Raw genomic sequence first — 17853 nt, 5'->3', positions numbered from 1 at the left:
CCCGGGCGTCACCTCGCGGTGCCCCGGAGGAGGTGCGCGGCTAGGAGCTGCTGGAGGAGCTCGAGCTGCTCGATGAGCTTGAGCCTGAGCTCGACGATCCGGATCCGGATCCGCCGGAGCGCGAGTCGGTGCTGTAGAAGCCCGAGCCGTTAAACGTCACGCCGAGCGATCCGAACACCTTGCGCAGCGTGCCCTCGCACTCGGGGCAGACGGTCAGCGCGTCATCTGAGAACGACTGGTAGACGTCGAACGCGTGGCCGCAGTCGGCGCACCGGTAAGCGTAGGTAGGCACAATTACCCATCCTAGTGCCTCTGATCGGGAAAACGCCGGGTGCCCGCCGGGGTGACCGCGCCGTCGACGGGGACATCGTGCGGGTCGCGCGGGAGACGGTCGAGCACGTCCTCGGCAAACACGACCGCGAAGACCGGCACGCGCGGATCCAGCGTGGCGAGCACGCGGTCGTAGTAGCCGAGCCCCCAGCCCAGTCGGGTGCCCGTCACATCGACCGCGCAGGCGGGCACGAGCAGGAGCTCGGCGTCCCGGGCCGCGCTCCCCGGGAGACGCGGCCCAGCGGGCTCCCGGATCCCGTGGCGACCGACGACCTGCGGCGCGACGGAGTGCCGCGCCCAGGCAAGCCCCCGATCCGGCAACGACACTGGCAACAGCACGTCCACGCCGGCGCCGAGCGCCCAGTCGAGGAAGCCGCTCGGGTCCGGCTCGTCCGCCATCGGGAGGTAGCAGGTCACGGTGCGGGCGCCCGCCGCGCGCACCAGCTCGATCAGGTGGTGAGAGAGCTCGGCGGCGTCGCGCTCGCGTCGCTCGGGGGAGCGCGCCGCCCGCCGCGCGCGCACCGTCGCGCGCACCTCGCGCTTGCGCTCGCCGCTCGCCGCACTCGTGGCCGCACCCATAGCCACAGCCTAGCTCGGCCACGGCTCGAATCCGCGGGGGAACTTTGCCTGGGACGCGCACATCATTAGGCTGGCCTGCATGACTGAAGTTCAGCGCGCCCAGAAGTCGGCCGTCACCAAAGCTGTGATCCCGGCAGCGGGCCTCGGCACTCGCTTCCTCCCCGCGACGAAGGCGATGCCGAAAGAGATGCTCCCGATCGTCGACAAGCCGGCGATCCAGTACGTCGTCGAAGAGGCGGCCTCGGCCGGCCTCGGCGACGTGCTCATCATCACGGGGCGCAACAAAGACAACCTCGTGAACCACTTCGACAGCGTCCCCGAGCTTGAGTACTCGCTCGAGCGAAAGGGCGACGACGGCAAGCTCGGCAAGGTGCACGAGTCGAGCGAGCTCGCCGAGGTCTATTTCCTCCGCCAGGGTCAGCCGCTCGGCCTGGGCCACGCGGTGGGCCGGGCGCGCGGCCACGTTGGAGACGAGTCGTTCGCCGTGCTGCTCGGCGACGACCTGATCGACGCGCGCGATCCGCTGCTCGACCGCATGATCGCCGAGCACGACGCCCGCGGCGCGACCGTGATCGCGCTCATGGAGGTGCCGCAGGAGTCGATCCACCTCTACGGCTGCGCCGCCGTCGAGGCCACGGACGACGCCGACGTGGTGCGCATCACCGGCCTCGTTGAGAAGCCGGCCGCCGCGGAAGCCCCGTCAAACCTCGCCGTGATCGGCCGCTACGTGCTGCGCCCCGAGATCTTCGACATCCTCGACGAGCTCCCGCCCGGCCGCGGCGGCGAGATCCAGCTCACGGACGCGCTGCACCAGCTCGCCGAGGGCAAGGGCGAGGCGCCCGTCTACGGCGTGATCTTCCGCGGCCGCCGCTACGACACGGGCGACCGTGCCGACTGGATCAAGGCGAACGTGCTGCTCGGGGTGGACCACGACGAGCTCGGCACCGAGATCTCAAACTGGGTGATCGACTTCGCCGAACAGCTGCGCGCGCGACGCGAAGGCTAGCGGAGCGTGCCGCTCGGCCGCGTGATCGACGTCCCCGCCCCGCTCACCGCGGGCCGGGTGACGCTGCGCGTGGTCCGGGCGGGCGACGCTGAGGCGCTGCGGGCGCTGCTGCGCGGCAACCGCGACTGGCTGCGGCGCTGGGAGGCGACCCACCCGTCCGGGCGCAGCATCGAGCCCGGCTCGGTGCCGATGCGGCCCACCATTCGCGCGTACCGGCGTCAGCTCAAGGCCGGCAGCGGCGTGCCGTTTGTGATCCTCTACGACACCGAGATCGTGGGGCAGCTCAGCATCTCCGAGCTCTCGGGCGGCGCCCTCCAGTCGTCGCAGATCGGGTACTGGGTGTCTGAGCACGCGGCCGGGCGCGGCATCGCGCCCACCGCGGTGGCGCTCGCGATCGACTATGTGTTCGTCACGCTCGGCCTCCACCGGGTGGAGATCTGCATCCGCCCCGAGAACGCGGCCTCGCTGCGCGTGGTGGAGAAGCTGCGCATGCGCCCGGAGGGGCGGCGGGCCGCGTACATCCACATCGACGGGGCGTGGCGCGACCACGACTGCTTCGTCGCGCTGCGCGAGGACGGGCCGATGATCTCGCGGCTGCCGCGAGGCTAGCGGCTCGCGGGTCCGACCCGGTGGCTCAGGTCCGACCCGGTCGGCCGGGTCCGGCCCGGTGGCGCGGATCCGACCCTGTGGCGCGGATCCGACCCGGTGGGCCCGGTCCGACCCGCCCGCCCAGATCCGACCCGCCCGCCCGGATCCGGCCCGGTGGGCCCGGTCCGACCCGCCCGCCCAGATCCGACCCTGTGGGAGAGATCCGACCCGCCCACCCAGATCCGACCCGCTTCGCGCGGGCAGGCCGCCGGGGAAGCGGGTCGGATGTGTGGCTTGGGGTCGGAAATCCAGGCGCCCGAGCCGGCCGCGCGGCCCTCCGATGCGGGGTTGCGGCGTGCCGACGGCTCCACGGCCCGGCGACGCCGTACAGTGAGGCACATGACAGGCGGTGTTCTCGGCGGTGGCGTGATCTTCTTGGTTGCGGCCCTCCTCTGGGCTGCCGTATTGGTGCCGGCGTGGACCCGGCGGCGCGAGTTCCAGGCCGCCGAGAAGAACGCTTTGCGGCTGCAACGCACGCTGCGGGTGCTCGCGGAGACCTCCGAGGTGCCCCAGGAAGTGCGGATCGAAGCGAACGCGCGTGAGGCGCTGGCACACGAGAAGCTGCTGCGGACCGCACAGCGCCAGCAGGAGGCCGAGCGCGCCGCCGATCTCGCCGAAGCCCGCGCCGCGTCAGTGCGAGCCGAGATCCGGGCGCAAGAGATGCGTCGCCGAGAGGCTGCCGCGAAGCGCTCGGCACGACTCCGCCGCCCCAGCGCGCGCAGGCTGCGCGCCGTAGCCGCGCTTGCCGCGCTCTCCGGGGTGCTCGGAACGCTCGTTGGCGTGGGCCTCGCGGTCGCCGGCAGCGGTCCAATGCTGCTCGTGTGCTCCGCCCTGCTCGCGGTCGCGTCCGTCGGCGGACTGGTGCTGCTGGCCCCGGGCCGCGTGCAGGTGCCGCAGATTGAGGCGGAGCAGGTGATCGCGGACGCCGCCCCGGCCGAGATCCCCACCCAGGCCCCGGCGTCGACCGGGGAAACCGGCGATGCCGCGGCGGCTCACGCAGCCGCCCAGCGTGCGGCTGCCGAGCGCATCGCACGAGCCCGCACCATGGCCCGTGCCCGCGCTGAACGGCCGAGCGCCCAGGAAAACCAGACCGACTCGATCCTGCTCCGCGAGGTTCGCGAGCAGGTGGCACGCGAGCGCGCCGCCGGCGCACAAACCACGCCGGCTGCCCCCGCGCCCGCCGCGCCCTCGGTGTCGCAGCCCGAGCGCGCCGCCGCAGAAGCACCCGCGCCCAAGCGCGCCCCAATGTCTGCGGCCGCGGCCGAACAGCGTGCCGCGCAGCAGCGCCTCCGCGGAATGGGCGTGATCGGCGACACCAGCCAGGGGATGCCCGATCTCGACGCCGCCCTGCGCCGCCGCCGCAACGCCGGATAGCGTCGATTTCGCGTCAGTGGCCCTGGATTGCTATGCTGGATCGCTGTAAGGGTCTGTGGCGCAGTTGGTAGCGCGTCTCGTTCGCAATGAGAAGGTCAGGGGTTCGATTCCCCTCAGATCCACTCTGAAAAGCTCCGCGTTCGCGGGGCTTTTCTTCGTTTCGGGGAATCGCGCGGAATCTGGAAACGCTGGCGCGTTTCCGTTGAAGATTCCGCGCCCCTCAGATCCACTCTGAAAAGCTCCGCGTTCGCGGGGCTTTTCTTCGTTTCGGGGAATCGCGCGAGATTTTGAAACGCTGACGCGTTTCATCTGAAAATCTCGCGCCCCTCAGATCCACCACTTTGGCCCCGCAGTAGCGGGGCCTTTTGTCTTCGGGGAATCGCGCGGAATCTGGAAACGCGGGCGCGTTTCCGTTGAAGATTCCGCGCCCCTCAGATCCACTCTGAAAAGCTCCGCGTTCGCGGGGATTTTCTTCGTTTCGGGGAATCGCGCGAAGGCTCGTGCGCGAGCGGCGTTTCGGGACGGGCATTGAGGGTGTGCCATTGCCGGTGCGACCTGGGCCGGAGCGCCACGCGCGCTCGGCGTAGGATTGAGGGATCCGCGCTCGGTTCCGCGCACGGCCCCACACCACACGAGGACGGTGAACTATCGCTCACGAATCGGCTACAGGCGCTCCGCTGGTGCGCTGGGATGCCGCGGGCGCTGCCGAGTCCGCCCTCTGGTGGTCGGCGAACGGACGGCCCGCGCCCAAACGAGTGGTGCCCGTCGACGATCGCCTCACCGCCGACCAGGCCGTGAAGTACGCCGCGCAGGGTACGGCGATGCTGTGGCTGGGCGATTTTCACAACGCGAAGCAGCTGATCGGAGCCGTTGACCGCCGCCTCTCGCGCGAGAAAAAGAAGCCCGCGGCGCGTGCGCCTCTCAGTGACGCCGAGGAGTTCTACCGGATCCGGCAGGCGCGCGCCCAGCGCTCTCGCATGCTCTCGCTGATCCTCGTCCCGCTCGAAGCCGACGCTGCCGGCCGCGGTGTCGTGCTGCCGCTGCCCCGCGCCCCGCGAGTGGCCGAGGCTGTGGCGTTCGCGTACGGGGGGCGTCCCGGTGCGGTCCGCGCCGTTGTGAGCCTGCAGGAGCTCACCGGGGTGCTGAGCGCGCACCAGTGGTATCTGAACGGCGTCGACGTGCCGAGTCTCGGCGCGCGAATCCACCCGCACTACGGCACCTTCCTTCCCACGCGGCACGAGTACGTCGACCTCGTCGCGGGTGCCCCGCTGCCGGCCGAGTCGCTCGCCTTCGATATCGGCACCGGCACCGGCGTGCTAGCGGCCGTGCTCGCGAAGCGTGGCGTGAGCAGGGTGGTGGGCACCGACATTCACCAGCGCGCGGTTGACTGCGCGAACGACAATTTCACCCGACTGGGGATCCGCGAGATCGCCACAGCGCAGCGCACGAGCATGTTCCCGGAGGGCCGGGCCCCGCTGATCGTGTGCAACCCGCCGTGGCTTCCGGGGAGCGCGACCACCACGCTCGACGCGGCGGTCTACGACCCGGGCAGCGCGATGCTGCTCCAGTTTCTCGCGGGGCTCCCGGCGCACCTGACCGAGGGTGGCGAGGGGTGGCTGGTGCTCTCCGATCTCGCCGAGCTCCTGGGGCTGCGCAGCCGACAGCTGCTCCTCGACGCAGTCGCGGGCGCCGGGCTCCGCGTGGTGGATCGGATCGACACGGTCCCCACCCATCGGCGCGCGAGCGACGCCGACGATCTGCTGCACGCCGCGCGCTCGCGCGAGGTCACCTCACTCTGGCGCCTCCGGGTCGGCGCGTAACCGCCACGGTTCGGATCCGCCACTGGATCAGTCCTGCGAATCCCGGTCCGCACTCCGGGCGCGGGTCCAGCCCCGCTCAGCTCCCGCGTCCTGCTCCGCTCCCGCGTCCTGCTCCGCTCCCGTGTCCTGCCCCGGCCCCGGCTGCGCGCCCAGCGCCCCGGGGCTAGCGTTTCTTCGTGCATTGTGACTATCATCGTCAGTAGACGATGCTAGCGATTTGCGGCGATGCAGAATTTGAGTGGACAGTATGGGAATCGGACACGATCACGACGTCACCGGCGGAGCCGCGGGCGCGCACGCCCCCGGTGGGCTCGCGGGTGCTCAGACCGCCGCCACCGCACACCGGAGGCGTCTCAAGATTGTGCTCTCAATCTACGTGACGATCATTCTCGCCGAGGCGATCGGATCCTGGCTCACGAACAGCCTGGCGCTGCTCGCAGAAGCACTCCACATGGCCGTGGACGCGAGCGGGATCCTGATCGCGCTGATCGCCACCTACCTCGCCACCCGGCCGGCAACGAAGCGGCGGAGCTTCGGCATGATGCGTGCAGAGATCGTGGCGGTGCTGATCAACTGCCTGCTGCTGTTCGGTCTCGGCGGCTACATTCTGTTCGAGGCGGTCGATCGCTGGTTCAACCCGGACGAGGTCGCGGGCGGCGGTGTGATCCTCTTCGCGGTCGTGGGGCTCATCGGCTCCGGCATCTCGCTCACGCTGCTGAGCCGTGGCTCGAAGGAGAGCCTCAACGTGAAGGCCGCGTTCCTTGAAGTGATGAGCGACGGGATCGGCGCGGCGGCCATCATTATCTCCGGGATCCTGAATCTGCTGTACGGCTGGAATCAGGGCGACGCGATCGCGGCTGCGGCCATCGGCGTGATCATCCTGCCGCGCGCGTTCATGCTGCTGAAGCAGGCGATCAACCTCATCATGCAGGGCGTGCCGAACGGCATTGAGCTCGCGGAGGTCGAGCTTGAGATCGAAAAGACCCACGGCGTCGCGAGCGTCCACAGCCTCCACGTGTGGGGGCTCACGAGCGGTGTCTCGGTGATGTCGGCGCACATCGTCCCGGACCCCGACGCCACCGGGGGCGTGACCCATGCCCGGCTCCTCGACTCGCTCACCGAGACCATGCGCGAGCGGTTTGGCATCGAACACTGCACCTTCCAGCTCGAAGAGGCCGACCACCTGCTGCACGAGGGGTCGATGCACCGCGATCTCGCCGGGATGAACGAGGCGCCATCCGTGAGCGGCGGCCAAGATGTCGGACACAGCCACTGATGGCGCGCGCGGTGTACGGCGATCGGGCGGTGGGGGCGGGCGCCGGTCCCGCAGGTACCCGCCACCGAAGTATTATCGACTCATGGAGACTACCCCGGGGGAGGAAGCGCCGCACGAGCGCGAGCGTGTGCGCGAGGCCGTCGAGTTGACCCCCGCGGCGCACCTATTTCAGAGCTTTAGCGATCCGTCGCGACTGGTGATCCTGCAGCACCTGCAGCTCGGGGAGCACCGCGTCGTGGATCTCACGCAGCACCTCGGCCTGTCGCAGAGCACGGTGTCGAAGCACCTCGCATCGCTGAAGGATGCCGGCCTGGTCTCGTCTCGGCCGCAGGGGCGCGCCTCCGTGTACTCGCTTCGGCACTCAGCGGAACTGATGGATCTGTTTGCCGCCGCGGAGCGCCTGCTTGCGCTGACCGGAGACATCGTCGCGCTGTGCAAGGTGCACGGTAGCGGGGTCGTGTCGTCCGCCGAGGAAGAGTAGCACTACACTTTCCTGATGACTCTTCCGCTCTGGTTCTCGCTGTTTACCGCGACCGTGGTGATCAGCCTGACCCCGGGGGCCGGGGCGATCAACACGATGTCGAACTCGCTCTCGGTGGGGTGGCGGCGCTCATTCTGGGGCGTCCTGGGGCAGCAGTTCGCGCTGCTGCTGCACATCGCCATCGTCGCCGCAGGAGTGGGAGTTCTCGTCGCAAACACTCCCGCGCTCTTCAACGCGATCCGGTGGCTGGGGGCGGCGTACCTGGTCTATCTCGGCATCCGGCTGATCGTCGCAACGCCGCAGCCCCAGGCCGAGACGGCGGGCGCGGGGGGCGCAAGCGCGTGGGCGCTGCTGCGCCGCGGGTTCTGGGTCAACCTGCTCAACCCCAAAGCGATCGTCTTCTTCCTCGCGTTCCTGCCGCAGTTTATCCGCCCGGACCAGCCGCTCGCGCCGCAGTACCTCATCCTCACGGCAACCGTCGTCGGCGTTGATTTGCTCGTCATGTGGGGCTTTTTCGCCTCGGCGGCGAAGCCGTTCAGGCGCTATGCGGCGACCCCGCGCGGCGCGCGCACGCTCAACTCCGTGTTCGGGGCGCTGTTTATCGCCGTCGCGGGGCTCCTGCTGCTCGTGCACTAGAGCGTCACGATCGGTGCCGGGCGGCCTGCGAGGCGCGGCCGGTGAGGCGCGGGATAGGATCGTTCAGTTCGGGAATCTAGCCCGGGTTGACGAGTCCAATCGGGGTGAGGTGAGGCGTGGACCTGTTTCCGCAGCTCAGTGTGGATCGGGCGCTGCGTGCCCCGCTCGCAGAGCAGCTCGCGACCGCGATTCGCGACGCGGTGCTCGCCGGCCGGATCGCGCCAGGGGAGACGCTCCCGCCGACCCGAGCACTCTCCGCGACAATCGGAGTCTCGCGCGCGGTGGTCGTCGCGGCGTACGAGCGCCTCGTGGGCGAGGGCTTCCTTGAGAGTCGCCAGGGCGCCGGCACCCGGGTGATCCCGGATCTGCCGGGCTGGCGCACCGATCCGGGGCGGGGGGCGCGACGCGGCCGCGACACGGGGGATGACCGCTCCAACTCCGCCGCCGTGGTCGCGCCTCCCCTCGCGGCCGTGACGGCGTCCGGCCCTGGGACCGCGTTCGCGTCCGGCCCTTCGTCCGGCCCTGGCGCCGCGGCCGTGTCCGGCCCTGGGATCGCGCGTGCTCTCGCGGGCCAGGCGCCTGCCGGCGGCGTGATCGACCTCCGCCCCGGCCGACCGCACGCCGCGCCGGCCCCGCCGCGCTCGTGGGTGCGCGCGCTCGGCGCAGCGGCGAAACACCCCTGGTCACCGGACGCCCCCGACCCGCGCGGACACGTCGCGCTGCGGCGGTCCCTCGCGGAGCACGCTCGGCGGGCGCGCGGCATTGGCTGCGCTGCCGACGACGTGACGGTGACCACCGGCACCTCGGAGGCGCTCCTGCTGCTCGCGCTCGCGCTGCGCGCCGTACACGGGCGCGCCCCGCGTATCGCCGTGGAGGATCCCGGCTACCGCGACGGCAGCCGGGTGCTTGAGCGGGCGGGGGCCGAGCTCGTGCCGCTCGCGGTGGGCGCGGACGGTGCGACGGGCGCCGGGTTGCGTGAGCTCGGCGGGGCGCGGCCGATCGACGCCGTGCTGCTCGCCCCGAGCCACCAGTTCCCGCTTGGCGGGCGCATCCCCGCGGCGGAGCGCCTCGCCATCCTGGGCTGGGCGCACGAGTCCGGGGCGATCGTGATCGAGGATGACTACGACAGTGAGTTTCGGCACGCTGGCGCGTTGCTGCCGGCGATTGGCTCGCTCGGCGGAGGTGTCGCCACCATCACCACGCTGAACAAGGTGCTGTCGCCATCGATTCGCTGCGGGGCGATCCTGCTTGGCGGCGGGGACGCGGCTGGCGATGATGACGGCCCGGGCGCTGCGGGCGGTGTGGGTCGCCCGGGGAGCTTGGCCGCGGCCCGGCTCGGCGACGAACTGCGCGCGGTACGCGCCGAGCTCGGGCCGGCCCTGCCGTTGCCGATGCAGCTCGCGCTCGCGGAGTTCCTTGAGAGCGGGGGATTTCGGCGGGAGGTTGCGCGGACGCGGCGAGAGTACCGGCACCGCCGCTCGCAGCTCCTTGACCAGCTTGCCGCGGCAGGGGTCCCCGTGCACGGGGCAGATGGCGGCCTGCACGTGGTGATCCCGCTCGGCGAACGCGATGGTGACGCGGTGGTGGCCGCGCTGGCGCGGCGCGGGGTGCTCGTCGACCGCGTGGCGCACTATCGGCTTGAGCCGGGCGCGGACGGGCTCATTGTCGGCTACGGTGCGGAATCGACGACCAGGCTACAGCGCGGGATTGCGGAGATCGCGGAGGTGCTCGGCGCGGTCCCTGGGCCCTAGCGCACCCGCGCCCGCGTGCGCGCCCGCCCGCGTGTGCGCCCGCCCGCGTGTGCGCCCGCCCGCGTGCGCGCCCGCGCGCCCGCGCACCCGCGCCCGCGCCCCCGCCCCGCGCTCGCACCCCGTCGAGTGGAGCCAAATACACCCGTGGGGGCTCCCGCACGGGGGCCTTACCTACACTCGGCGCGGGAGGACCTCCGTCGACACTGGCGCCAACCCGCGCTGGCCCCTGGTGAGCTGCGAGACGCGGCCGCGTGAGACCCCCAGGATCACGGCCGCCTCGGTGACCGTGAGCCCCGCTTCGCGGAGTGCGCGGGCGACCTCGCGGGAGCGCCGCGCGGCCTCCTCCTGCGCTGACGCGGCAGCCGACGTCGCCTGCCGCGCCGCGCGCACGCGTTCGCCGAGTTCGCCGAGCTCCGGGGCGATGGTGATGTCGCGGTCCGAGTGGTCGACCCCGGGGTGCACGGCGTCGAGATGTTCCCGGATCCGGGCCTCGGCCTTGCCCAGGGCTCGCAACGTGCGCCGCGACCGCGCCGTCGAGCCAGAGGTCCCAGCCCGCACCCTGCCGGGACGCGCGGACGGCGATCTGTGTGGTGGTGCGCAACGCGGCTCCTCTGAGTTCTCGAAGATTCTCAGCGCACTGTCGGAACACCATCCCCCGGCGACCCCCCATGCACTAATGTTTGACTACGAATGTAGTGCATGTGGGCCTGGAGTGAAATCCCAAGCGGTGGGGCTGGGCTGCGCGTTAGAACCGCTCGTCGAGGATCGCGGGCATCACGATCTCTCTGATGTATGCGGAGCCAGAGAGCGCCAGGGTGTGCCGCACCGTGTCGACGACGTCGTGCACCGGGATCAGCGTGCCCGCGCCGCGAGCGGCCGCCCGGGCCCGCGGAACGTCCAGTCCGTCCTCGGTATTGAGGTTGCCGAGCTGCAGGGTGGTGACGGCCAGCCGGTGCGCGCGAAAGCCCTCCCGGAGCGCGTCCGCGAGGCCGTTCAACGCGCTCTTTGTGGCGCCGAATGCGACCTCCGGGCGCCCGCTCCGCGCCAGCGCAGATGTGGATCCTGTCAGGATGATTTTCCGGTGATCGGCGCGCAGGATCCGGGGCAGCAGGGTCTGGATCGTGAGCAGCGGCCCCGTGACGTTGAGCGCGACGAGCGCTTCCGTGGTGGCTGCCGACTGCGCGAGGTAATCGTAGGAGTCGGAGAACGCGTCGGGTTCCCAGACGCCGAGATTCCAGATCAGCACGTCGATCTCGGGCGGGCAGTCGCGAGCGAGACGCGCCGCCGCCTCGTTCGGGCGCGAGAAGTCCGCCTCGATCCACGCGGCGTCCGAGTCCACTGGCGCGCGCCGCGACACCCCGGTGACCTCGTGGCCGTCTGCACGGAGGCCGTCGAGCAGCGCGCGCCCGAGCCCGAGGCTTGCGCCGACAATCACAATTCGCATGACCTCATTATCGGGGGCGGCTCGCCGAGACGGTGACATGCAGTGCGCGGCGCGCGGGGGCTGCCCCACCCGCCCGGCGCTGCCCCGCCCCGCGCTGCCCCGCCCCGCGCTGCCTCGCCCGTGCTGTCCCGCGCCGTTCCCGCTCTGCGCCGCCCTCGAGTGTAGGCAAAGCGCCCCTGCCCTGGGCGCGAAGGGGCACTTTGCCTACACTCGCCCGGGTGACCCGCGCCCGGGCCAGGGCCGGACCGCGCAGACTGGGCCAACCCCGGGAACGGGGAGAGCCCCGGCCTGCAGCTGCGCGCTGCGGACCGGGGCTCCGTGCAGTAGGCCCCGCCGGGCTCGAACCGGCGACCCGCGGATTAAAAGTCCGATGCTCTACCAACTGAGCTAGAGGCCCCTACCTCTCTAATCTATCGTGTTTTTCCGGGCGCCCGATGCACGCACCCGCGACCCGTGCGGCGTAGACTCGCGGGGTCCGTCACGGGGGCGTCGCGCGCAAGTGCCTGCTCCCGCCGCCATCACCCTCGAGGAGTCGCGTGACCCGAGAACACATGCGCCCGGTGCTGCAGCCGAGCACGAGCTTCGACTGGATCATCGGCTCCGACGAAGCGGGGGCCGCGCACCGCCTGGCCCAGGAGACCTCCTGGGCGCTGCTCGACCGCGTCCGCGGCGGCACCGACCCCGCCGTGGTTGAGCGCGTCGTCGGACTTGCGGCGGGCGAGGGGCTGCACGATGTGGCCGAGCTGTGGGCGGGGCAGTCTGCCCATTCTCTCGCAGGGGTGCTGTGGCGGCTCTACCTGTTGCGTCGCGTCGCCGACGCGGATCCCGCGGGGGTGGCGGATCAGTACCGGCGCGGGGTGAGCGTTGCCCACACCATCGACCCGGTCGTGGCCGGTGCCGCCGAACCGGTGACCCCCGGCTCGGTGATCGAGCTGTGCGACACAATTCTGCGGGGCGTGTTCACGGGCGATCTGGGCGCGGCGCTCGACCGCGCGGCGAGCTACTGCCGGGTGATGGCGCTGGGCGCGGCCGACCTCGCCGACACTCGCGACGCGCACGACGACGCGCACGCCGCCGAACTCACCACGCGCGCCCTGCGCTACTCGGCGTTCGCGCAGGAGCTGAGCGCCGGGGCCCGCCGGTGGCGGGACGGCACGCTCGCCTGACCGCTGCGGTCTCGACGAAATCGGGTGCTGCGGTACACTGGAGGTGCCGGGCCGCAGTAACCCCGGGCTCCAATTTTTGCCGCTTCGAGCGGCCTTCCGCCGAGAGGCGTTTCTGCGGCTCGGTCTTTTTCTGCCCGGAAAGCCGCGGCCCTCGCCCGGCCCGGCAAACCGCCCGCCCGAAAGGTGGCGGTCCGAGCCCGGCAAACCGCCCGCCCGGTAGCCCGGCCCGGCAACCGCCCGCCCGGCAGCCGCCCCGCTACCCCACGTGCACCCACGGCCGCCGCCGCGGGTCGGGTTCCGCCTCGCGCAGCACCTCGCGGGTCATCGGCGCGATCTCGCCGTCTCCGAAGAAGAGGAACCGCAGTAGCTGGGTCACCGGGTTTCCCTCGGTCCAGCGGAAGTAGATGTGCGGCGTGCACCCGAGTTCGTTGCGCATGTGGAGTGCCACGGCGGCGATCGCGTTCGGCACTGAACTGCTCTCGACGGTGAGGATCCGCGCGCCGTGGCGCTCGACGCCGCGCACGAGCAGCTCGCCCTCGAAGTCGGAGCTGTCGGAGACGGTGATCTCGATGAAGAGCGGCCGCTCGTCGGGCAGGTGGTGGGCGGCCTTGGCGTGCTCGAGTTTCGCGCGGTAGCGCTCCGAGCTGAGGTCGCTGGGTTCGTGCGCGATGAGCCGGATCGTGCCGGGCCGTTCCGCGACGAACGCCGAGGCCGCCGGGTCGAAGCGCACTGCGGTGGCGCGCAGCTCGGTGGCGCGGCTCACTCGCGAGACGACGCTGACAACAAGGATCCCGAGGATGAAGCAGCCCGCGATTTTGATGCCGTCGGGGCGCTCGATGATGTTCGCGATCGTGGTGTAGACGAAGACGACGCTGATGACGGAGAAACTGACCGTCGCCGCGCGCTGCCGTTTCGCTCGGGCGGAGAGGGTGACGGCGATCGCGGCAGACGTGATGAACACGAGCACGCCCGTGGCGTAGGCGCCGCCCTGTGCATCGACGCTCGCCTGGAAGATGAGGGTGATCGTGAACGCGATGGCCGTGAACACGAGCACCAGGGGCCGTGTGGCGCGCGCCCACGCGGGGGCCATTCCGTAGTGCGGCAGGTAGCGCGGTACGAGGTTGAGCAGCCCGGCCATGGCCGAGGCGCCCGCGAACCACAGGATCGCGATGGTGATGAGATCGTAGGCGGTGCCGAATCCCTCGCCGAGGAACTCGTGGGCGAGGTACGCGAGGGCGCGGCCGTTTGCCTGGCCGCCGGGCGCGAACTGTTCCGCCGGGATGAGCGCGACCGTGGTGATTGACGAGGCGATCAGGAAGCCGCTCATGATGAGGGCGGACGTGGTGAGCAGGCGCTTGGCGCCGCGGATTCTGCCGGCGGGGTTCGCCTCGGTGTCGCTCGCGTCGCCGCGGATCTGGGGCATGACGGCGACCCCGGTCTCGAACCCGGAGAGGCCGAGGGCGAGCTTGGGGAAGACCACGAGGGCGATCGCAATCACGAACAGCGGGTTGCCGTGCTGCGTGGTGAGCACGGTCCACCAGTCGCCGATCACGATCGGGTTGCCCACGAGGTGGGCGATCGCCACCGCGATGACCACGAGGTTCGCGGCGAGGAACAGCCCGACCAGCACGGTGGCGACCCGGATCGCCTCGCGGAAGCCGCGGAGAAACACGATCCCGAGCCCGGCGAGCAGCGCGAGCGTGATCACCACCTCCTGGCCGTGCAGCACGGCCGGGGCGAACGGGTTTTCGACGAGGTGCGCGGTCGCATCGGCGGCCGAGAGCGTCATGGTGATCATGAAGTCGGTGGCGGCGAACCCGAGGAGCGCGAGGATGGTGAGCTTGCCGCCCCAGCGGGGGAGGAGCTTCGCGAGCATCGCGATCGAGCCGGTGCCGTGGGGGCTCTCGTGCGCGACGCGGCGGTACACGGGGAGGGCTCCCGCGAGGGTCACGAGCACGAGCAGGATCGTGGCGATCGGCGCCACCGCTCCCGCAGCGAGCGCGGCGATGGCCGGCTGGTAGCCGAGCGTGGAGAAATAGTCGACGCCCGTGAGACACATCACCCGGAACCAGTGGGTGCGACGGTCTGCGTCGGGGCGGCCGTGCGGTCCGGTGTGCTCCCCGGGCGCCTCGGCGGTTTCCGCAAGGAGCCAGGACCCGAGCGCGGCACGGCCGCGCCGCGCTGCCGGGTCGGTGGGAGGGAATTCGAGGGACGATGTCCCCGAGGTGGTGGTCACGGCGTAACAGTACGCCCGAGCGTGCCCGCGCGGCAAGTGGTGCCGAGGCGACTCCCGGGCATAAAGAACGCGGGCCGGCGGATTCCCCCTGAATCCATCGACCCGCGCCCGGTTTCTGCGGGGCTCCGCTGCCTCTGCGAGGCATGCGATCCCACCCTGGAAGATTACCCGAAGCGACCTGAGACGTAGTCCTCAGTCGCCTGCACGGACGGGGTGGAGAACATGGTGGAGGTGTCGTCGTACTCGATGAGCTTGCCCGGCTTGCCGGTCCCGGCGATGTTGAAGAACGCGGTGCGGTCGGAGACGCGCGAGGCCTGCTGCATGTTGTGGGTCACGATCACGATCGTGTACTCCTGCTTGAGCTGGTCGATGAGGTCCTCGATCGCGAGCGTCGAGATCGGGTCGAGCGCCGAGCAGGGCTCGTCCATGAGGAGCACCTCGGGGGAGACCGCGATCGCGCGCGCGATGCACAGTCGCTGCTGCTGGCCGCCCGAGAGCCCGGATCCGGGCTTGTCGAGGCGGTCCTTCACCTCGTTCCACAGGTTTGCGCCCGAGAGCGACTTCTCAACGAGCGCCTCGGCATCGCCCTTCGACATCTTGCGGTTATTGAGCCGCACCCCCGCGAGCACGTTCTCGCGGATCGACATCGTGGGGAACGGGTTTGGGCGCTGGAACACCATGCCCACCTGGCGGCGCACGAGCACCGGATCCACGCCGGCGCCGTACAGGTCTTCGCCGTCGAGCAGTACCTCGCCCTCGACGCGCGCGCCGGGGATCGCCTCGTGCATGCGGTTGAGCGTGCGGAGGAAGGTTGATTTTCCGCAGCCGGAGGGGCCGATGAACGCGGTGACGCTGCGGGGCTCGATGTTCATCGTGACCCCCTCGACGGCCTTGAACTTCGAGTAGTAGACGTTGAGGTCGGAGACCTCGATGCGCTTCGACATGCGGTGTGTCTTTCCTTTGGGGGCGGGTCGGCGGAAAGTGCGGCTCGCGCTAGCGGCCGAACTTGGGGGAGAACCACTTCGCGATGAGGCGTGCGAAGAGGTTGAGCGCCATGACGATCAGGATGAGGAGGAGGGCGGCGGCCCAGGCGCGTTCCATGAACGCGAAGGCCGGATTGCCCTGGTTTGCGAACTGCGTGTACACGTACACCGGCAGCGACTGCATGCGGTCCGAGAACAGGTTGTAGTTCATCGAGGCGGTGAAGCCGGCGGTGATGAGCAGCGGTGCGGTCTCGCCGATCACGCGGGCGATCGAGAGCATCACGCCGGTGGTGATGCCGGCGATCGAGGTGGGGAGCACGATCTTCAGGATCGTGCGCCACTTGGGCACGCCGAGCGCGTACGACGCTTCGCGCAGTTCGTTCGGGACGAGGCGGAGCATCTCCTCGCTTGAACGCACCACGACCGGGATCATGAGCACCGAGAGCGCGACCGCGCCGACGATACCCATGCGGATGCCCGGCCCGAGGAACACCGCGAACAGGGCGAACGCGAACAGGCCGGCGACGATCGACGGGATGCCCGTCATCACGTCGACGAGGAAGGTGATGATCTTCGCGAGGCGGCCCTGACCGTACTCGACCAGGTAGATCGAGGTCATGAGCCCGAGCGGCACGGAGATGATCGTGGCCGCGAGCGTGATGAGCAGCGTGCCGATCATCGCGTGGAGGGCGCCGCCGCCCTCGCCGGTGACGTTGCGCATCGACGAGGAGAAGAACTCGGCGTCGAAGCGGGCGATGCCGTTGTTCACGACCGTGATCGCGACGGAGACGAGCGGCACCATGGCGAGCAGGAACGCGCCCGTGACGAATGCGGTGATGCAGCGGTCGACCGCCTGGCGCCGGCCCTCGACGAAGCCGGAGAGGATCGTGATGACCGCGACGTAGGCGAGTGCGCCCACGATGATCGCGCCGACGAGCGAGAACGCGCCGCCGGTCGCGGCCGCGAGGAGACCGAACAGCGCGAACGCACCGACGAGGCTCGCGGCGAGCACGATCCACGGGGTGGCGCGTGAGAGCCGGTTGCCGGCCAGGGCCGATCCCGCGTTGACGGGACGGACGGTGAGTGCCACGGGTGTGCTCATCTTTTCTTTCCGTTCAGACTGCTGCAGCATCAGTTTGCGGCCGAGAACTCTGCGCGGCGGCTAATGATCCACCGTGCCAGCGCGTTGACGAGGAAGGTGACCACGAAGAGGATCAGGCCGGTGGCGATGAGCACGTTGATGTTCTCGCCGTAGGCTTCCGGGAACGCGAGCGCGATGTTCGCCGCGATCGTCGACGGGTTCTCGGAGGTGAGTAGCCGGAAACTGACGATGCCGGTGGCGGAGAGCACCATCGCGACAGCCATGGTCTCGCCGAGGGCGCGACCGAGGCCGAGCATCGCGGCGGAGATGATGCCGGGGCGACCGAACGGGAGCACCGCGAGGCGGATCATCTCCCAGCGCGTGGCGCCGAGCGCGAGCGCCGCCTCCTTGTGGAGCATGGGGGCCTGCAGGAAGATCTCGCGGCAGATCGCGGTCATGATCGGGAGGATCATCACCGCGAGCACGAGGGACGCGGTGAGGATCGTGCGGCCGGTTCCGGTCACGACGCCGCCGAAGAGCGGGATCCAGCCGAGGTGATCGTTGAGCCAGGCGTAGATCGGCTGCGCGGCGGGGGCGAGCACGCCGATGCCCCACAGGCCGAACACGACGCTCGGAACCGCCGCGAGGAGATCCACGACGTAGCCGAGCACCTGTGCCAGCTGGCGGGGCGCGTAGTGCGAGATGAAGAGGGCGATTCCGATCGCGAGCGGCAGCGAGATCGCGAGCGCGAGCGTTGCCGCCCACACGGTGCCGAAGACCAGGGGGCCAACGTACGCCCAGAAGTTGCTGCTGAGCAGCGAGGCGGTCTCGTCGGTGGCGACGAATGCCGGGAGGCTGCGCACGATCAGGAAGATCGCGACGGCGGCGAGGGTGACGAGGATCATGCTGCCCGCGAAGAGCGCCGACCGCGAGAAGACGCGATCGCCGAGGCTCAGTACCGGCTTTGATGGGGCGGAGGCGACGCTCACTCAGGCTCCTGGGTTGTAGCGGGTGTGTGTGATGAGGCTACCCGACGTGCGGG

At 70.5% G+C, this 17853-nt stretch carries 17 protein-coding genes and 2 tRNA genes; 10 read left to right on the top strand and 9 right to left on the bottom strand.

The window, feature by feature from the left end:
- Positions 1 to 40: 40 nt before the first annotated feature.
- Together EV139_RS08225 and EV139_RS08220 are read right to left on the bottom strand one after the other, a co-directional pair.
- Positions 41 to 292, bottom strand: coding sequence for an FmdB family zinc ribbon protein (locus EV139_RS08225; protein ID WP_130453831.1), 252 nt, complete (start codon positions 290 to 292; stop codon positions 41 to 43).
- Between the two features lie 11 nt (positions 293 to 303).
- A complete protein-coding gene (locus EV139_RS08220) occupies positions 304 to 909 on the bottom strand; it encodes a 5-formyltetrahydrofolate cyclo-ligase (protein WP_130453830.1) in 606 nt (201 codons plus the stop codon).
- A gap of 79 nt (positions 910 to 988) precedes the next feature.
- Here EV139_RS08220 and EV139_RS08215 point away from each other — a divergent pair, with 79 nt between their 5' ends.
- The 9 genes from EV139_RS08215 to EV139_RS08170 all read left to right on the top strand — a co-directional run bounded on the left by EV139_RS08215 (position 989) and on the right by EV139_RS08170 (position 9901).
- The gene (locus tag EV139_RS08215; protein WP_130453829.1) at positions 989 to 1915 is read left to right on the top strand and encodes a UTP--glucose-1-phosphate uridylyltransferase; all 927 of its coding nucleotides are present in this window, start codon (positions 989 to 991) and stop codon (positions 1913 to 1915) included.
- A gap of 6 nt (positions 1916 to 1921) precedes the next feature.
- A complete protein-coding gene (locus EV139_RS08210) occupies positions 1922 to 2524 on the top strand; it encodes a GNAT family N-acetyltransferase (RefSeq protein WP_130453828.1) in 603 nt (200 codons plus the stop codon).
- A gap of 378 nt (positions 2525 to 2902) precedes the next feature.
- Positions 2903 to 3937 (top strand): hypothetical protein, encoded by a 1035-nt coding sequence (locus tag EV139_RS08205; RefSeq protein ID WP_130453827.1) that lies wholly within the window; start codon positions 2903 to 2905, stop codon positions 3935 to 3937.
- 49 nt (positions 3938 to 3986) lie between these two features.
- Positions 3987 to 4059 (top strand) — tRNA-Ala (locus EV139_RS08200).
- A gap of 558 nt (positions 4060 to 4617) precedes the next feature.
- Positions 4618 to 5757, top strand: coding sequence for a methyltransferase (locus tag EV139_RS08195; protein WP_130453826.1), 1140 nt, complete (start codon positions 4618 to 4620; stop codon positions 5755 to 5757).
- 247 nt (positions 5758 to 6004) lie between these two features.
- Positions 6005 to 7033: a cation diffusion facilitator family transporter gene (locus EV139_RS08185; RefSeq protein WP_130453825.1), complete on the top strand. Its 1029-nt coding sequence runs from the start codon at positions 6005 to 6007 to the stop codon at positions 7031 to 7033.
- A gap of 82 nt (positions 7034 to 7115) precedes the next feature.
- Complete coding sequence (locus EV139_RS08180) at positions 7116 to 7514, top strand: ArsR/SmtB family transcription factor (RefSeq protein ID WP_130453824.1); 399 nt, start codon at positions 7116 to 7118, stop codon at positions 7512 to 7514.
- A gap of 15 nt (positions 7515 to 7529) precedes the next feature.
- Positions 7530 to 8150 (top strand): LysE family transporter, encoded by a 621-nt coding sequence (locus EV139_RS08175; protein WP_130453823.1) that lies wholly within the window; start codon positions 7530 to 7532, stop codon positions 8148 to 8150.
- Between the two features lie 116 nt (positions 8151 to 8266).
- Positions 8267 to 9901: an aminotransferase-like domain-containing protein gene (locus EV139_RS08170; protein WP_130453822.1), complete on the top strand. Its 1635-nt coding sequence runs from the start codon at positions 8267 to 8269 to the stop codon at positions 9899 to 9901.
- Positions 9902 to 10072: 171 nt separating this feature from the next.
- On the opposite strand, the gene EV139_RS08165 is transcribed toward EV139_RS08170, so the two are convergent.
- The 3 genes from EV139_RS08165 to EV139_RS08155 form a co-directional block, all read right to left on the bottom strand.
- Entirely contained in the window at positions 10073 to 10414 is a 342-nt protein-coding gene (locus tag EV139_RS08165) for a sigma factor-like helix-turn-helix DNA-binding protein (RefSeq protein WP_130453821.1), read from the bottom strand.
- Positions 10415 to 10646: 232 nt separating this feature from the next.
- On the bottom strand, positions 10647 to 11345 hold the full coding sequence (locus EV139_RS08160; RefSeq protein WP_130453820.1) for an SDR family oxidoreductase: 699 nt from the start codon (positions 11343 to 11345) through the stop codon (positions 10647 to 10649).
- A 324-nt stretch (positions 11346 to 11669) separates the two neighbouring features.
- Positions 11670 to 11742, bottom strand: a tRNA-Lys gene (locus EV139_RS08155).
- Positions 11743 to 11881: 139 nt separating this feature from the next.
- Here EV139_RS08155 and EV139_RS08150 point away from each other — a divergent pair.
- On the top strand, positions 11882 to 12511 hold the full coding sequence (locus tag EV139_RS08150; RefSeq protein WP_241988997.1) for a hypothetical protein: 630 nt from the start codon (positions 11882 to 11884) through the stop codon (positions 12509 to 12511).
- Positions 12512 to 12767: 256 nt separating this feature from the next.
- Here the strand turns inward: EV139_RS08150 and EV139_RS08145 are convergent, their stop codons facing one another.
- The 4 genes from EV139_RS08145 to pstC all read right to left on the bottom strand — a co-directional run bounded on the left by EV139_RS08145 (position 12768) and on the right by pstC (position 17800).
- Positions 12768 to 14570, bottom strand: a complete 1803-nt coding sequence (locus EV139_RS08145) for an APC family permease (protein WP_130454026.1) — start codon at positions 14568 to 14570, stop codon at positions 12768 to 12770.
- Between the two features lie 341 nt (positions 14571 to 14911).
- Positions 14912 to 15691 (bottom strand): phosphate ABC transporter ATP-binding protein PstB, encoded by a 780-nt coding sequence (pstB, locus tag EV139_RS08140; RefSeq protein ID WP_130453819.1) that lies wholly within the window; start codon positions 15689 to 15691, stop codon positions 14912 to 14914.
- Between the two features lie 49 nt (positions 15692 to 15740).
- Positions 15741 to 16832 carry a phosphate ABC transporter permease PstA gene (gene pstA / locus EV139_RS08135; protein WP_130453818.1) on the bottom strand — a complete coding sequence of 364 codons (1092 nt, stop codon included), beginning with the start codon at positions 16830 to 16832 and terminating at the stop codon, positions 15741 to 15743.
- A gap of 29 nt (positions 16833 to 16861) precedes the next feature.
- Positions 16862 to 17800, bottom strand: coding sequence for a phosphate ABC transporter permease subunit PstC (pstC, locus tag EV139_RS08130; RefSeq protein ID WP_130453817.1), 939 nt, complete (start codon positions 17798 to 17800; stop codon positions 16862 to 16864).
- Positions 17801 to 17853: the final 53 nt, after the last annotated feature.

Origin of the sequence: Leucobacter luti, from assembly GCF_004217175.1 — a bacterium.
GTDB classification, from domain to species: domain Bacteria; phylum Actinomycetota; class Actinomycetes; order Actinomycetales; family Microbacteriaceae; genus Leucobacter; species Leucobacter luti.
This window is presented reverse-complemented; position numbering and strand designations above follow the sequence as displayed.

What these genes read in the sequence shown, in the direction of transcription:
- pstA (WP_130453818.1), bottom strand. Translation starts at nt 16,832, where the DNA reads ATGAGCACACCCGTGGCACTCACCGTCCGTCCCGTCAACGCGGGATCG.
- EV139_RS08215 (WP_130453829.1), top strand. Translation starts at nt 989, where the DNA reads ATGACTGAAGTTCAGCGCGCCCAGAAGTCGGCCGTCACCAAAGCTGTG.
- EV139_RS08175 (WP_130453823.1), top strand. Translation starts at nt 7,530, where the DNA reads ATGACTCTTCCGCTCTGGTTCTCGCTGTTTACCGCGACCGTGGTGATC.
- EV139_RS08160 (WP_130453820.1), bottom strand. Translation starts at nt 11,345, where the DNA reads ATGCGAATTGTGATTGTCGGCGCAAGCCTCGGGCTCGGGCGCGCGCTG.
- EV139_RS08205 (WP_130453827.1), top strand. Translation starts at nt 2,903, where the DNA reads ATGACAGGCGGTGTTCTCGGCGGTGGCGTGATCTTCTTGGTTGCGGCC.
- EV139_RS08220 (WP_130453830.1), bottom strand. Translation starts at nt 909, where the DNA reads ATGGGTGCGGCCACGAGTGCGGCGAGCGGCGAGCGCAAGCGCGAGGTG.
- pstB (WP_130453819.1), bottom strand. Translation starts at nt 15,691, where the DNA reads ATGTCGAAGCGCATCGAGGTCTCCGACCTCAACGTCTACTACTCGAAG.
- EV139_RS08145 (WP_130454026.1), bottom strand. Translation starts at nt 14,570, where the DNA reads ATGTGTCTCACGGGCGTCGACTATTTCTCCACGCTCGGCTACCAGCCG.
- EV139_RS08180 (WP_130453824.1), top strand. Translation starts at nt 7,116, where the DNA reads ATGGAGACTACCCCGGGGGAGGAAGCGCCGCACGAGCGCGAGCGTGTG.
- EV139_RS08185 (WP_130453825.1), top strand. Translation starts at nt 6,005, where the DNA reads ATGGGAATCGGACACGATCACGACGTCACCGGCGGAGCCGCGGGCGCG.